This window comes from Bradyrhizobium betae (assembly GCF_004123905.1).
GTDB lineage: Bacteria > Pseudomonadota > Alphaproteobacteria > Rhizobiales > Xanthobacteraceae > Bradyrhizobium > Bradyrhizobium betae_A.
On sequence record NZ_MZXW01000032.1, the window covers coordinates 21,052 to 34,997 of the forward strand.

General features: G+C 60.4%; 12 protein-coding genes. 4 read left to right on the forward strand and 8 right to left on the reverse strand.

Annotated elements, in window-relative coordinates; translation table 11 throughout:
* Positions 1-171 precede the first annotated feature (171 nt).
* Both B5V03_RS24240 and B5V03_RS24245 read left to right on the forward strand, forming a co-directional pair.
* Entirely contained in the window at positions 172-732 is a 561-nt protein-coding gene (locus B5V03_RS24240) for a hypothetical protein (protein ID WP_129272896.1), read from the forward strand.
* Positions 725-1,957 carry an HlyD family secretion protein gene (locus B5V03_RS24245; RefSeq protein WP_129272897.1) on the forward strand — a complete coding sequence of 411 codons (1,233 nt, stop codon included), beginning with the start codon at positions 725-727 and terminating at the stop codon, positions 1,955-1,957. The genes B5V03_RS24240 and B5V03_RS24245 overlap by 8 nt, the downstream gene beginning before the upstream one ends.
* Positions 1,958-2,213: 256 nt before the next feature.
* On the opposite strand, the gene B5V03_RS24250 is transcribed toward B5V03_RS24245, so the two are convergent.
* The 3 genes from B5V03_RS24250 to B5V03_RS24260 form a co-directional block, all read right to left on the reverse strand.
* Complete coding sequence (locus tag B5V03_RS24250) at positions 2,214-4,001, reverse strand: adenylate/guanylate cyclase domain-containing protein (RefSeq protein ID WP_245502326.1); 1,788 nt, start codon at positions 3,999-4,001, stop codon at positions 2,214-2,216.
* 536 nt (positions 4,002-4,537) lie between these two features.
* Positions 4,538-5,431 (reverse strand): aminoglycoside phosphotransferase family protein, encoded by an 894-nt coding sequence (locus B5V03_RS24255; RefSeq protein WP_245502327.1) that lies wholly within the window; start codon positions 5,429-5,431, stop codon positions 4,538-4,540.
* A gap of 469 nt (positions 5,432-5,900) precedes the next feature.
* The gene (locus tag B5V03_RS24260; RefSeq protein ID WP_129272898.1) at positions 5,901-6,131 is read right to left on the reverse strand and encodes a DUF6894 family protein; all 231 of its coding nucleotides are present in this window, start codon (positions 6,129-6,131) and stop codon (positions 5,901-5,903) included.
* Between the two features lie 134 nt (positions 6,132-6,265).
* On the opposite strand from B5V03_RS24260, the gene B5V03_RS24265 reads away from it, so the two are divergent.
* Both B5V03_RS24265 and B5V03_RS24275 read left to right on the forward strand, forming a co-directional pair.
* Positions 6,266-6,973: a Crp/Fnr family transcriptional regulator gene (locus B5V03_RS24265; protein ID WP_129272899.1), complete on the forward strand. Its 708-nt coding sequence runs from the start codon at positions 6,266-6,268 to the stop codon at positions 6,971-6,973.
* Between the two features lie 999 nt (positions 6,974-7,972).
* Positions 7,973-8,380 (forward strand): hypothetical protein, encoded by a 408-nt coding sequence (locus B5V03_RS24275; protein WP_129272900.1) that lies wholly within the window; start codon positions 7,973-7,975, stop codon positions 8,378-8,380.
* A gap of 1,488 nt (positions 8,381-9,868) precedes the next feature.
* Here B5V03_RS24275 and B5V03_RS24285 read toward each other — a convergent pair.
* The 5 genes from B5V03_RS24285 to B5V03_RS24305 all read right to left on the reverse strand — a co-directional run bounded on the left by B5V03_RS24285 (position 9,869) and on the right by B5V03_RS24305 (position 13,934).
* Entirely contained in the window at positions 9,869-10,243 is a 375-nt protein-coding gene (locus B5V03_RS24285) for a hypothetical protein (protein ID WP_129272901.1), read from the reverse strand.
* A 65-nt stretch (positions 10,244-10,308) separates the two neighbouring features.
* Positions 10,309-11,097 carry a 3-hydroxybutyrate dehydrogenase gene (locus B5V03_RS24290; RefSeq protein ID WP_129272902.1) on the reverse strand — a complete coding sequence of 263 codons (789 nt, stop codon included), beginning with the start codon at positions 11,095-11,097 and terminating at the stop codon, positions 10,309-10,311.
* A 79-nt stretch (positions 11,098-11,176) separates the two neighbouring features.
* Complete coding sequence (locus B5V03_RS24295; RefSeq protein ID WP_129272903.1) at positions 11,177-11,968, reverse strand: acetoacetate decarboxylase; 792 nt, start codon at positions 11,966-11,968, stop codon at positions 11,177-11,179.
* Between the two features lie 32 nt (positions 11,969-12,000).
* On the reverse strand, positions 12,001-13,170 hold the full coding sequence (locus B5V03_RS24300) for a patatin-like phospholipase family protein (RefSeq protein ID WP_129272904.1): 1,170 nt from the start codon (positions 13,168-13,170) through the stop codon (positions 12,001-12,003).
* 164 nt (positions 13,171-13,334) lie between these two features.
* Entirely contained in the window at positions 13,335-13,934 is a 600-nt protein-coding gene (locus tag B5V03_RS24305) for a PepSY domain-containing protein (RefSeq protein WP_129272905.1), read from the reverse strand.
* Between the last annotated feature and the right edge of the window lie 12 nt (positions 13,935-13,946).

The following is a 13,946-nucleotide window of genomic DNA, read 5'->3' on the forward strand; positions in this document are numbered from 1 at the left end:
ACCGTCAGGGCAAAGCATCGTCCCAAGACAGACCGAACCAGGATAAAGAGGCGGCGAAGGCCACACTGTCAACTCACGGCGGTTCGAAGCCCGCTAGTCCTAGCGAACCTCCGGCAAGGTCGTTGGCCCTCGGTGCAAGCCGGGCTTGCCAAGTTCCTTCATTGTGTAAGGATGCAGGGAACCAAGCCCGGTGTTCGGGAGGAGGAGGAGTACGTGAGCGACCTGCATCCGGCCGGACCCCATCACCTACCCGGCTTCATCACTGCTCCGAGCGACACAGATCCCCTTATGGTGGGCGTCGGCATTTTTCTGATCTTCGCCGTTCTCATGGTCGGTATCTTCTATTTGCACCTGCACTCGCTGCCGGAGCGGATGGCCCACAAGTCGCAGAAGTTCCAATTTGAGATCGTGGCTGTGCTGTGCCTGCTGGCGCTGTTTACGCACAACCACCTTTTTTGGGTGATCGGGCTTTTTCTTGCCATGGTTGACCTGCCGGATTTCAGCTCGCCGCTGCGCAGGATTGCGGGATCGGTCGAAAAGATGGCGGGCGTTTCGCCTGAGGAAGACCCGACTGAGCCGCCAAGTGAGACCGCTGCTCACGCTGGTACCGGCGTGCCTGACGCGACAAAGCCGGGCGCCGCCAACAGTACACTGAAGACCACCGCTGCCGTGGACGAGATCAAGAGCAAGATCCAGCGCGATCTTAAGCGAGGGGGACCCGGCCATGCTTGAACTTCTCCTTTGCGCCACCCTCACGATCCTTCCGGACTACCTCTACCGCCGCTATCGGCAGGGCAAGCGGATCGGCCACGAGATCACGCTCTATTCCGTCTGGTACGAGCTGCGATTTGGCATCGTCGCTTGCCTGATGCTCACGGTCTCGCTGATCACGATGATCTTCTACTTTCATCCGTCGACTACGTCGGCGACGTTGTACTACCGGACCGTCCCTATCATGACCGAGGTCAACGGCCGAGTTGCTGAAGTTCACGTCGATGTCAGCGCGGACGTCAAGCAAGGTGAGGTGATCTTCAGGCTCGATAGCGCCAAACAGGAAGCCTCGCTCCTAACCGCCAAGCGTAAGGTCGCTGAAGTCGATGCCGCCATGCTGGCGGCGCAGGCAGATGTCATGAAGGCGGAAGGCCAGCTTCAGGAGGCAAAGGGTTCGCTGCAGCAGGCGCAGGACGAACTCGATACCAAAAGCGAGTTGCAGAAGCGCAACCCCGGAATCGTCCCGCAGCGCGATATTGAAAAGCTCGGTGTGGCCGTGGCGGGTCGCCAGGGCGCTCTCGACGCCGCGACCGCTTCCAAGCAATCCGCGACGACGCGGCTGAGTGCTCTGCTGCCGGCGGAGAAGGCAAGCGCTGAGGCAGCTTTGGCCGAGGCGCAGGTGGATCTGGATAAGACATTTATTCGCGCCGGCGTTGACGGACGGGTCGAGCAATTCGGGCTGCGGCCGGGTGATATCGTCACTCCGAATATGCGGACGGCCGGCGTCCTGATTCCGGAGGGCGCCGGACGGCGGGCTCTCATGGCAGGGTTTGGACAGATCGAGGCTCAGGTCATGAAGGTCGGAATGGTGGCCGAGGCCACATGTATTTCCAAGCCGTGGGTCGTTATTCCGATGGTGGTTACCAACGTGCAGGACTACATCGCGGCGGGCCAGTTCAGGGGCGGCGAACAACTGATTGAGGCGCAGAACAATGTGCGTCCGGGCACCATTCTCGTTTTCATGGAGCCGCTCTATAAGGGCGGCCTGGAAGGCGTGACGCCCGGCAGCAGTTGTATTGCCAATGCCTACACCAGTAATCACGAACTGATCTCGTCAGGAAAACTCGGTTCGTTCAAGAGCTTCGCGTTGCATGTCGTCGATGCGACCGGATTTGTCCACGCATTGCTGTTGCGGATTCAGGCCTTGGTGCTGCCGATCAAGACGCTGGTGTTGAGCGGACATTGAGTGTGTGTTTAACGCTGCTGCCAACAACGTAGCTGAGATCTGCAAAATCAGTCTGATTTGAGTGCTGGTAGTGCGGCGCAATTAAAATTGCGTCGTTTATCACGCGTTTGCGCGGTGGATGTCTGGCAATGGGCCAAACGTCAGTTTGCACGGTGCAACGTCATGTCCGGAGCTGGGGGGTAAAGCCGACCTACAAGTTGCAGGCCAGACTTCTCAGTTTGACCCTAAGGGGACATTACGCCGACATGCCTTGCGATTATTCCGGCATACCTGCTTTCCGCAGAGCATCTTCCCATCGGGTCAGCACCTCGGGCTGTCTGTGCGGCAAGCGGTACTTGACGTTCTTGATCCGAAAATTCGGGTCGCTTGAGCGTACTAACTCGGTCGCCGTCTTGGCCGCTTCCGCATTGCCGGCAAGCGCATTCGAGGCAGCCGCAACGAGGGCAGCGATGAAGTTATTCGATTGCTCCAGCATGGCCTTGGTCGCAAGGGACGCCGCGACTTCAAACCGGCCGGCCGCAAAATGGGCCGCGGCGATTGCCGCCAGCATCCCTGGGCGCTGCGGATCGAGAGGACTGAGGCGAACGGCCCGCTCGAGGTGCTCGATGGCCAAATCCGGCTGACCCATGAAGCATCTGATCCAACCGCTGAGATGGAACGCCATGGCCAGGTTGGGATTCAATTCTTGGGCCCGGTCCATCAACGACACGGCGCGCTCGAAATCGTCGAACATGTAGCCGATTGCGATACCGCTGCTTGCGAGTGCAACGGCGTCCTCCTTGCCGCATTCGATGGCCCGCTTGGCGAGCCGTTCGGCATCCGAGGTCTCGGCGGACTGGTCGTCCGTCCAACCGTTCAACTTGCGCCGGGCATAGCACCATGCGGCCATTCCGTAGGCGGACGAGTAGCCGTCGTCTAATTCGATCGCCTTGTGGAACAGGCGAACCGCTTCCTTGATGTCATCCCTGCCGGCTTTGTGAAAACTGGCCATCGCCCGCAGGTAATAGTCGTATCCGTCGAGGCTGTCGGTCGGCTTTCGCATCGCCCGATCGATTTCGGCGTGCTCGAGCTTGGGAGCAATTGCGCCGACGACCTTCAGCGTGATGTCGTCCTGCAGATCGAAGATGTCTTCCATCGCCCCGTCGAAGCGGTCGGCCCAGAGATGCGCTCCGGTCGCGGCGTCGATCAATTGCGCCGTCACCCGAACCCGGCCGGGGATCTTGCGCACGCTTCCCTCGAGCACGTATCGGACGCCGAGTTCCCGGCCCACCCGCTTGATATCAACGGCTTGGCCCTTGTAGGCGAAGCTGGAGTTGCGCGCGATGACGAACAGACCGTGGTACCGCGACAACGCCGTGATGATGTCTTCCACCATGCCGTCGGCAAAATAATCCTGCTCGGGGTCGCTGCTCATGTTCTGAAACGGCAGCACGGCAATCGATGGCTTGTCCGGAAGAGCAAGCGGCTGGGCTATCCCCGCAGACCGCTCCGCCGAAAGATACTCGGCCGCCTTTGCGTCCACGCTCAATCGCCAGGCGCGCATCGGCTCGGTGATATTCTTTAGATTTTGCGGCCCCATATCCTCGAAGGGGCTGTCGAGCTTCCCGCGAATTTGGCGTTGCGCGTCATCGGAAATGCAGATGCCACCGGGCTGAGCGATTCCTTCCAGCCGGGCCGCAATGTTCACTCCGTCGCCGAAGATGTCGTTGTCGTCGAAGATGATGTCGCCGACGTGAATGCCGATACGAAACTCGATCCTGGCCTGCTGGGGCACATCGACGTTTCCGAGCGCGACCCCTCGCTGCACCTCCACCGCGCAGCGAGCGGCTTCCACGGCGCTGGCGAACTCGACCAGCATACCGTCGCCGGTCGTCTTGACGATCCGGCCCCGATGTGCCGCGATTGTGGGATCCACCAGCGTCTTCCGGAAGGCCTTCAGCTGCGTAAGCGTTCCTTCCTCGTCCCGGCCCATCAGCAGGCTATAACCGGCCACATCTGCCGCCAAAACCGCCGCTAATCGCCTCTCCAATCGGTCCTGAGCCAAGAAAGACCTCACTCTTAACGGCCTTGAGACTGTGGAAACCTAGCCAACAGGTAAGGCCAGGAAGGCCCTCTAAGCAACAGCCAAACCGCCATAATTACTAGCTTCATTCCCTAGCTATTTTCTGAGCTCCGGAGGGCGAATAACGACTTCGGTCGGGCTTCCGCTATTGGCCGATTTTGTTGCAAAAGTCGAAAATCGAACAACTGTAAAAATCTCGCAAAAGCTAATCTCTAGGCCTCTCCGCTGCTGCATCGGTTGTCAGTGCCATTATGGAGATCGGGGATCGATTTTGGATCAGGCGATATGGTCCCTCACGTCGTCGCGCGCAAAACGCATCAGTGGTTCTAAGAATTTTTGTTCGACACACCAAAAAGACTTTTGCAACAATATCGGCCCGTGGCTGACCTCAGCCCAGAGCACGGCGATGTCGGCGATGAGCGCCAAACCGGACCCGGCATTTGCCGGGCAAACCGACGCGAATGACCCCCAGCGGACATACGAGCCGCATCGAAAGTCCGCTCCGGTTCGCGTGCGGCTCAAACCTCCGGGCGTAGGGCCACTTCGATGCGCTGGATCAGCCACTCCCGTAGGGCAGGAAATATCTCCCCGAGGAGAATGCGGGCGCGGGCAATTGGCAAGTAAGGCTCCATCGCCGCCGTCAGCGTCACTTGCGACATGCCGGCCAGCCGCCCGTACTCAGACTGCGCGGCCGCATTGATCGCGCGCGGTCGCTGCGGATTGTCGACGCGTTCAGGGGCGATCTCAGACAACGAGACGTGGCAGCACGCAAGGTCGTAAGCAGCGGGCGCGCGGACCGCAAGGGTCCAGTCGATGAGACGTGGGCCATCCGCCGTCATGATCACGTTCTCGGTGTGGAGGTCGCAATGGCACAGCTCGTCCCCCGGCCGAAGGCGATCGATCAGGGCGAGGATGCCAGTGGCGATGTGCTTCGGAACAACGTTACCGGAGCGACTTAAGGCGGCGTCCATCCGGTCGCGCAGGGAGATGACCTCCGGCGGCGGCGGCGTCTTGTGAACGGCCAGTAAGAGGGACGCGAGGATTGCGCCCGCTTGCCCGAACGTCACGGCACCGCTGCGCGTGAGCTGCAGCAGGGTCGGCCCGTCGAGGCGCGGCAGCACGATGCCGAAGCGTCCCCCGAGTGCGACCTCGTCGAGCACCTCTTGCGCCGGGCCGCCGGCTGCGAAGACCGCGCGGGTCATGCGCGCTTCCCACCGGCTCAGTCGCTCCGGGACGCCGGCCTTGAACAGCTTCACGACCTGACCGGGCGCCCAGGCATGAATGTCCGCAGAGGTGCCTTCGCCGATCTTCTCCCCGAGTGATCCCCGCATCCGCCCGTTCTCCCTCCGCGATGAGCAAACACTGTCGGCGGGCAAAAGAGAACCCGTCCACGTCGTGGTCGCGAGCGCCATGATCGCTTTCCACCCTGCAGGACCTTCGCCATTTGACGCAAGTCCGACTTTGGCCGATCGCTTCGGTTGAGGCGGTGCCGTGTTATGTCCGTCCCTTGGGGCAAACCGGAAGCCGCCTGCATGGGGTGGGAACGACGTGATTGACCCGAAGCTGTTATCAGCACTCCGTGGCAGGGAGTCTCCAGATCCGCAAAGGACCCATGGTCTCGAACCCCGCCAATTTGGGGGCTGCCAGATCAGGTCCGTGCTCGTAGCCGACCAGAGGCAGGTCGGGAAAAATCTCACCCGCCATCGCGATCAGGCTTCGCCAGACCTGATCCATTTGAGAGCCGAACAGATTTGAAAGGCCGACGACATCAGCCCCCCGATTTAGGATCGCGCTGCCCGACGGTGGGAAGCTCGTTGACGCTGCTCGACGCCGGCAGCTACGTGGCGGCCGTGGCACCGTTCGGTGCTAAGGTCAGCGCTCTTATTTGGGTTTCTCTGCCTGAATCTTCAGAACGAAGAGCGTGTTCTGGAATTCGTCGGCCACTTCCATGCGCCAATCGCGCGCCGGCGTCAGCTTGCCATCAAGGCCCTGCAGCATTTGGCCGGCGGTGACTGTTGCCTCCTTCCAGGCTGCGTGCTTGTCGGGGAGGTCCTCCCCCTCACGGTCGATCTCGGTGCGCTCGTGCGTGATGTGAAAGAAGTACCTCGGCATCCCCTGAAAATGCGCGGAAACAAAACCTAGTTCCCCACACTGAGGGCAAATAAATCCCGACCTGTGTGCACATTCATACAGTCGGTTCCTGCAACGGAACGCTATGGGTGCGGTCCACCTCGCACGGGACCCCTATGGCGGATCTGATTACGCGTCCTTTTAACGGTCTTCTTCGGTACCTCAAGCAGGCGGACTACGAACTCCTCGCCCCCTCATTGGTGGTGGTAGAGAGCATGGCAGGCGAGACGCTCTATCATCCCGGCGACCTTATCGACCTCGTCTACTTTCCTTGCGGACCTACGCTGGTTTCACTCGCCGTTGCGGTCGAAGAGGATCGAGAGGTTGCAACGGGTCTGGTGGGCTGCGAAGGAGCGGTCGGCGGAGTGATCAGCGGCGGGCTACTGCCCGCCTATACTCGCTTTGTTGTCAGGGTCGGCGGTCCGCTGGCCAGATTGCCCATCCGCAGGCTCAACGAAGCGAAGCATCAATCAGCTGAGCTACGCCGCCTTTTCGAGCGATATGCCGATTTCTTTGTCGCGCATCAGAGCCAGTCAGTGGGATGTAACGCGGCCCACTCGAACGAGCAGCGCGCGGCGAAGTGGATTTTGCAAATCATCGAGCATACAGGCGTCGAACACGTGGCGCTCACGCACGAGGAGCTGGCTGGCCTGCTCGGAATCGGCCGAAGCTATCTCACTCGCATCATCCAAATTTTGAAGAGCGAGGGCATTCTGGACACCGCGCGAGGAGAGATCCGGATCCGCGACCGAGCAGCTCTTCAGAACCGGTCGTGCCGCTGCAATCATTGGCTCGATAAGCACTATGCCGAGGTTCTGTCCTAGGGGAGCTATTCTCGGTGGCCGTTGAATTTTCCATGAGCAAGCGCCACGCGGGCGGGACCTATATGCGGCGGCTGAGTGGCGGAGATCCCACAATCGCCTTGCGCGCCACGACCTAGATTATCTTTCCGCAAACTATCGCCATACCGTGCCCAAACTAGCAATGTTCAATCTTGAGGCGGCTGGCACTTCTATCCAAATGGTTGTGCCGGAATACTGACGGCCCCAGCGGGAAGCCCCTCGGCTGGGGCCTTTTCTTGTAATGGTGCCAAGACTTGTGCCCCAGCGAAATCGGCCCCCGTGCCTTGGAGGTCCGCACCTGAATCCGAGGCACGGGGACCGAGCGTCAACGCTGCCGCCGACCGCGGGCCTATCGTGCACGCGCATCCATGGGGCGCAATAAGCTATGCTGGCCTAACCGCTGGCTGGCCAGCGTGAACCGGAGGTTCGAGCGCTCGGTCCGTCGTCGATCCATCTTGATCGAACTGCGTCAGCCCTGCTTCGATCAGCTCGATGTCCTGCTGCAGAGCCAGAACCGATTCCCTTGGGTCGACACCCGTCCTGGTTTGGACATCAGCTAGCAGCCGGCGCCGGTGCATGCGCATGTCCTCCAACGCAGTCCTATTCCCCAACCGAACGTAGGCAAAAACAATATGCTCAACAGAAGATGGCATGGAAATTTCCTTCGAATAAGAGCTCCAAGTCCCGGGAGGAACTAGCAAAATCCCGGTGCGGACTAGGTTGCCCGATGTCTGCCAAAGATAAAAGACAGCCATCCTGCCCATTTCACCGGCGCGACAATCCGAAACGTCGACGCGCGGCTTTCGATTGAAACCGGCCACTTCACGGCAGAAGGAAGCAGCAGGAACGAAGATCTCCCGACCAAATTATGAGTCTCGCTAGCTCGCCAACCGAGCTGGCGGAGCGGCCCCGGCCTAACCCCAAAAGCCCCCCTGAAGCCGGGGCCGGCTCTCCGCTCCGACCCGCTTTGCGGAGCTTCAAATGGACCAAACTGCTCGCGTGCGCCAGGATCTCTATAATAGCGAGATCAACTGTACGATCGCTAGTTTCTGGGACGCGGGATTCAGGGTCCTGTTGGGCGACGACCTGCACGGATTCGTAGCGGAGACCCGGGTGCGAACCTTCGTTGACGCCGTCCAATGGCTTGCGAATGCGGCTGTCACGCACTATCCCGAGTCCGCTGCAATGACCATCAGTTGCACCACCTGCGACGACACTGGCTGGGTCTGCGAGAACCATCTCGACCGCCCTTGGGACGGCCCGCGCGCCTGCAGCTGCGGCGGCGCCGGCGCACCCTGTCCCGCTTGCAACGTGCCAGCCGAGGGTGAGGCGGCGCCGATGCCAGAAGGCTTCCGCGTCGAGATCGACAAGGATGGCTGGCGACACTAAGGATAAACAATCGATGTCTGCTTTCTGAAGCAAAGCGGAAATGCGCCTGAAAAGCAAAGGACCGCTGTCCTCAGATAACGGCCCCTCATGTTTCCGGGTTTCAATAATTCCGAAATGAAATTACCAAACAGAGATTGCGCGAGTGCTCAACATCTACTGAAATCTGCTTAATTCGAGTTCACCAGTTGTTAGCTGATTTGAAACGGGCCCGATTCCGCTACAAAGCCGCCTTCTTCGCAATCCCTCATGTCCGGAAGTGGCCCTTAGCGGCTCCGCCACATCCTCGGGCAACTGCCGCTTCCAATGGCAAAGCAGACCTCCATCGTCCGGAGTTTTGCGAGCAATACACGCGCGGACGGGACCGGTTGTCTTCGACCCTTGGTCAGTGAACCTCGCCCCAGTCCCGTCACGCGCCCCTAAGATCATCTCTGTCTCACTGAGCCGTTCTTCTTCAGGAACGCCGCAACGAAATCGCAACGAATTAGGTGAAACGAGCGTGAACAAAACGGGACGGGAGCGCTCGCCGTAGCAAGAAAATCAATAACTTAGAAGATGTTCACTGCGTTCGGGACGCAGAGAGCGCCCTCGGTGAGATCGCTACCTGAACGGAATGTCGGTATCGGTGGTTGCGCCTCCCCGATTTGAACATATCGATCGATGGCATGGTAGTCGCAGTTGACCCGGTAAGGTCCGAGTAGCGCGTATCCGGATATCAGGTAATGCAATCACTAGGATCGTGCGACGAATGCCGGCTTTCAGTCGGATAGGGGCGAGCAAAACGGACAGTCTGCTCTGCCCGTCGCCGGGTACTGCTTGCTGCAGAACCAGAACCAGAACCGGATCGTTCGGGTCGGGGGTTCGATTCCCTCCCCCGGTACCGAGGCTACGATTTTTTACGTCAATCTACGATCTTCCGCGATTTTGTACTCCCGATGCGGTTGGAGCCGCCGGTGCGAATTGCGTTGGCTGCAAAAGGTGGTCGCTCTCCGTTGCTTCTGAGAGCTAACTTCTCTGACTAATAAGCTGCTTTGGATTTCACGCTAGGCATGCGGGAATGACGGCCTTTGGCGCACAGTAGACGTCGCGCGGCCGTTCTCATTGTTCAGCCGGCAGGCTTCATAGGTCCGTCAATTCAATCTCGGAAATCTGCGTCAAGCTGGTCCGAACGCGAGAGCTTAGCCTTGCGTGCGGCCTCCGCATCCCAATCCGGCGGACTGCAGTACCTCGCAGTTCCGGACAAATTGCTCGACATTCGTTGTGGTCAAGCGGTTCAGCTCTTCGCGCCAGAGCCCCTCAGAGCGTCCCATGCGGCCCGACTTGCTTGATCGAAGGACTTGCGGGATTCTTCCAACGCGGCGCTTAGCACCGACCAGGACTCGTTCCCTCTCTCCTTGAATTCTTGAAGACGTGCTTCTGCTTCAGACGCGTCGGATTTCAGTTGCTTGAGCGCGGCATCGATATCGGTCGTCCGGGCCTCGGCCACTTAGCTCAGCTTCTCTTGACTTGACCTGCGTCAAGCTTCCTGAAGCGAGACGCCTCGAGCAGTTGCATGCGGAAGCGGAGTTGACGTTCTACGGGGAGCGGCGACTGCTTGCGCGGCGCTTGCTCCCGGCTGCGGGGCAGACAACCCATGTTGGCCGCAGCGTAGAATTCGCGCGGCTCCTCCACCCTGGCACGGGGCGGCAACACGTCCTCGTTGAACGCGTGCTCGCACCAGCGCAGAGCGTCCGTCAGGTTCTCAGTTTCGGCAAGATCAAGCGGTGTGCCATTTCTCGTACCTTCGAGCAGAGCGTTATCGCGCTCGCCGAAGCGGATGACGGGCTGGCCACCGGATTCCTCAATGTGATCATTGTCAGAAGGCATCTTTCACTCCGTGGTGCGTGCGCGGGGGCGATTGTTTGGCGGCCTCCGATGCCCGACGGGCGGCCCTACGCGGCCGTCCAGCCGCCATCGATCGCGAGATTGGCACCGGTGATCTGCGCGGCGTCGTCACTGCACAGGAACAGCGCGAGCGAGGCCACTTGCTCGGCCGTGACGAACTCCTTCGTGGGCTGCGCTGCGAGTAGGATGTCACTGATGACCTCATCCCTCCTCAAGTTGCGCGCTTTCATCGTGTTGGGGATTTGCTTCTCGACGAGTGGTGTCCAGACGTAGCCGGGGCTGATGCAGTTGCAGGTGATCTTCGACCGCGCGAGCTCCAGCGCCACCGTCTTGGTGAGACCCGCGATCCCGTGCTTGGCAGCGACATAGCCCGACTTGAAGGGGGAGGCGACCAGCGAGTGGGCCGAGGCCGTGGTGATGATGCGGCCCCAGCCGCGCTTCTTCATGCCCGGCACCACTGCACGGATGGCATGGAATGCGGCGGACAGGTTGATCGCGATGATCGCATCCCACTTCTCGGGTTGAAACTCCTCAATGGGAGAGACGTGCTGGATGCCGGCATTGTTGACGAGGACGTCGACACTGTCGAAGGTTGCTGCGCCGAGTGCGATCAGCTCGGCGATTTCGATCGGTTTGGCCATGTCCGCGGGCGAATAGATCGTCTTGACCCCAAATTCGCTCTCGATCGCGGAGCGCTCCTTCTCGACATCAGCAGGTGCACCCATGCCGTTGAGCACGATGTTGGCGCCGGCTTCTGCGAAAGCACGTGCGCACGCGAGGCCGATGCCGCTGGTCGAGCCGGTTATGACAGCTGTCTTACCCTTCAGAATACTCATCTTATTCACTTAGCTCTGTGTGTTGCGTCAATAGCTGAAGCTTCGCGGCTGGCGAGCGCCTCGGCTGCGTGGGGTTGCGTCAGGTGGCCAGACTTCGTTCTGAGGGCCGGAACACACGTCGGATTGGTTCTTGCAGATAATCGTGGGCCACTCTGCCAAGACCCAGCGTGAGATCTGCACGGATGTGGATCGCCGAGACGATCTCCAGGACGGGGAGATCGGCCACCGGCGCCAAGGCATGCGGCATCAGGGAGAGAGCCGCGGGCCCGGTCCAGGCGCCCTTCAGCGCAATCTGCTCGAGGTGGTATTCGACGAGCTCGCAGATGCGCGGGCTGCCGTCGACATGCGGGATGATCTTGAGCAGGAAGTTAGGCTCGCTGAGCGCTGCCTTGACCTGGCCAAGATCGGCTTCGTGGTGCTTGTAGCCCATCGTACCCGTCGCAACCCGCAAGGGACCGTAGTCCAGCGTTCCGATCAGGGTGTCGATCTCGGTTCGCAATGTCGGCTGGGCCAGCTTTTTCGGAAAACCCCAGAGCTCGCGTCCGCCTGCAATCGGCCCTTCGTCGTTGAGGAACATGCAATGGCTGTAGCCGCCTCTGCGCCCGCGGAAGGAGACCGGGATGACCTGGCCGCTTTCCGTGTAGTCGCCAAAGCCATTCGAATCCGGCATGCGGATGAATTCATATTTGACGAGCGCTTCGCGTGCATCGAGCTCCAGCGGCTCGGGCACCACGGCGCGCAGCTTTGCCGGATCGGTGCGATAGGTGATGATCAAATATTCGCGGTCCACAAACCGATACGGTCCTGGCGGATAGGCCGGACTGGTCAGCGGCATTGCAAAGGCCCGCTTTCGTACTTCATTCTCACGCATTTGGTTCTCCCTGCGGCCGATGACGGCCGGACCTATTCGCGACCATCGTTCTCGAGGTCGAATGTGAAGACGCCGTCCGCGCTGGCGGGGCGCGTGAGCACCTCGGGATGTCGCAGCGTGCGGAGTGCATCGTGGTAACCGGCGCGCCAGTGGTCCTGCATCGAAAGCCGGGAGAACTCGTAGTCCTTGGAGTGCCCTTCGTGAGTGCGTGCGCGATAGATCAGGTGGACGATGTTGTAGACGTTGTGAGAGACAGCGGTGCTGAGGAGCTTCACGTCGTCATGTTCCTGCAGATCTTCCGGAAGCCGGCCCAACAGGGCGGTGAGCGCACGGCGGAGGCGCTGCACGCGCTTGAATTGGTCGGTGCTTGCGCGCGTGCGGCTCGAATATTGTATTTCCTTTTGACGCGTGACGACCTCGGGCAGATTGCCCGGAAGCTGACCCTTCGCGTTCCAGAGGTCGACCTGAAACGCCAGCATGTCCTGCGGCGCACCCCAATCGATCACCCATTGCAGCGGCGTATTGGATACCAGGCCGCCGTCCCAGTAGTGCTCGCCCTCGATCTCCACCGCGGGAAAGCCCGGCGGCAGCGCGCCGCTCGCCATGATGTGCTCCGGCAGGATTGTATGGGTGCTGTTGTCGAAATAGACGAAATTGCCCGTTCTTACGTTGACCGCACCTGCACTGAAGCGCGTCGTTCCCGCGTTGAGGCGATCGAAGTCGACCAGACGCTCGAGCGTGCTCTTCAGCGCACTTGTGTCGTAAAAGCTGGTCGCCTCGGTCGTTCCGCCGGAATGCAACCAGGGCATGAGGGGGCGCGCCGAGAAAAATCCGTTTGCGCCGCATGCCGCGGCAAGGCCGGCGCTCATCTGGTTGAGGACATTGCGCGCATTGTCGTTGCGCCTGTCGAGAAGTGGATTTCCAGACCAATCCCAGGGCGCAGTGGAAGTCACTTGCGTCCAGAAATCGCGGAGCCGGTCAACACGGGACTCCGGCGGGTTGCCCGCAATGATCGCGGCGTTGATTGCGCCGATCGAAATGCCGGCAACCCAATCAGGATGGATGCCGGCTTCGGCGAGCGCCTCATAGACGCCCGCCTGGTAGGCCCCCAGAGCGCCGCCGCCTTGCAAGAGCAGGGCGATGCAGTCGAAGGGGAGCCGCCGTTGGGTGGCCGGCAGGTGGGCTCGGGGCTGGAAGTTCATGACTTGGCTCGCTCTCGGGTGTGTGATGATCGAGGCTGACGTTGTGCGAAGGGGGTGGATACGTGCAGCCAGAAAAGAAACTATACGGTTTAGTGTATATATGCGACGCGCCGGTCACGCAACTCACGAGATCGTGCTTCAGCGCCGGATCAGCACGCTCGCGCTCAGTGCTGAGTTGACCGCTGTCCGACCTTGGGCGGTTCGAGCATCACTTCCTTCAAGCGGTCGCCAGTGGCGACGACGACCACGAAGTTGAGCTTGCCGTCCTGCTTGATCAGCCCACCGGCGAGCGCGCGTCCTGCTGCGGCTTGCTCGGCGACCCGAACCGCATCCGACAGCTCCTGCTTGACCCACTTCAAGGCGATGATGTTGGCGAGATCTACTCGATCGAGCTCCTTGAGCGACGATGCGATTTCCGCATGCGATATGCTTCCGGTGTGCGCATCAATGACATTTTCAAAGACCCGCTCATTCTTGACCGTACGCACGCGATAGACCGGCTGACCCGATATCTCGAAGCTGATGTCTGCGGTCCTCGAGCCGTCATGCAGACGCTCTGCAATCGCCATTGCCTGGCCGAGTGGGACCCGCGTGGTGCGGAATTGGTCGAGCACACGGTGCATCGCTGCTTCGTCGACGTCTGCCTGCGCGGCTGGGCTGCGGCTTTCGATGTCAGCAGGCGTCCGGGTGACATCAGCCATGGCTCCGGTGGCGGCGAGTGTGGCGGACCAAACGATAAGGGCAAGCAACTGGTTCTTCGGCATTGAGTGGATCCT

Coding starts and splice junctions, on each gene's coding strand:
- B5V03_RS24240 (WP_129272896.1), top strand. CDS start 172: ATGCAGGGAACCAAGCCCGGTGTTCGGGAGGAGGAGGAGTACGTGAGC.
- B5V03_RS24245 (WP_129272897.1), top strand. CDS start 725: ATGCTTGAACTTCTCCTTTGCGCCACCCTCACGATCCTTCCGGACTAC.
- B5V03_RS24255 (WP_245502327.1), bottom strand. CDS start 5,431: ATGGCGCTCGCGACCACGACGTGGACGGGTTCTCTTTTGCCCGCCGAC.
- B5V03_RS24260 (WP_129272898.1), bottom strand. CDS start 6,131: ATGCCGAGGTACTTCTTTCACATCACGCACGAGCGCACCGAGATCGAC.
- B5V03_RS24265 (WP_129272899.1), top strand. CDS start 6,266: ATGGCGGATCTGATTACGCGTCCTTTTAACGGTCTTCTTCGGTACCTC.
- B5V03_RS24275 (WP_129272900.1), top strand. CDS start 7,973: ATGGACCAAACTGCTCGCGTGCGCCAGGATCTCTATAATAGCGAGATC.
- B5V03_RS24285 (WP_129272901.1), bottom strand. CDS start 10,243: ATGCCTTCTGACAATGATCACATTGAGGAATCCGGTGGCCAGCCCGTC.
- B5V03_RS24290 (WP_129272902.1), bottom strand. CDS start 11,097: ATGAGTATTCTGAAGGGTAAGACAGCTGTCATAACCGGCTCGACCAGC.
- B5V03_RS24295 (WP_129272903.1), bottom strand. CDS start 11,968: ATGCGTGAGAATGAAGTACGAAAGCGGGCCTTTGCAATGCCGCTGACC.
- B5V03_RS24300 (WP_129272904.1), bottom strand. CDS start 13,170: ATGAACTTCCAGCCCCGAGCCCACCTGCCGGCCACCCAACGGCGGCTC.
- B5V03_RS24305 (WP_129272905.1), bottom strand. CDS start 13,934: ATGCCGAAGAACCAGTTGCTTGCCCTTATCGTTTGGTCCGCCACACTC.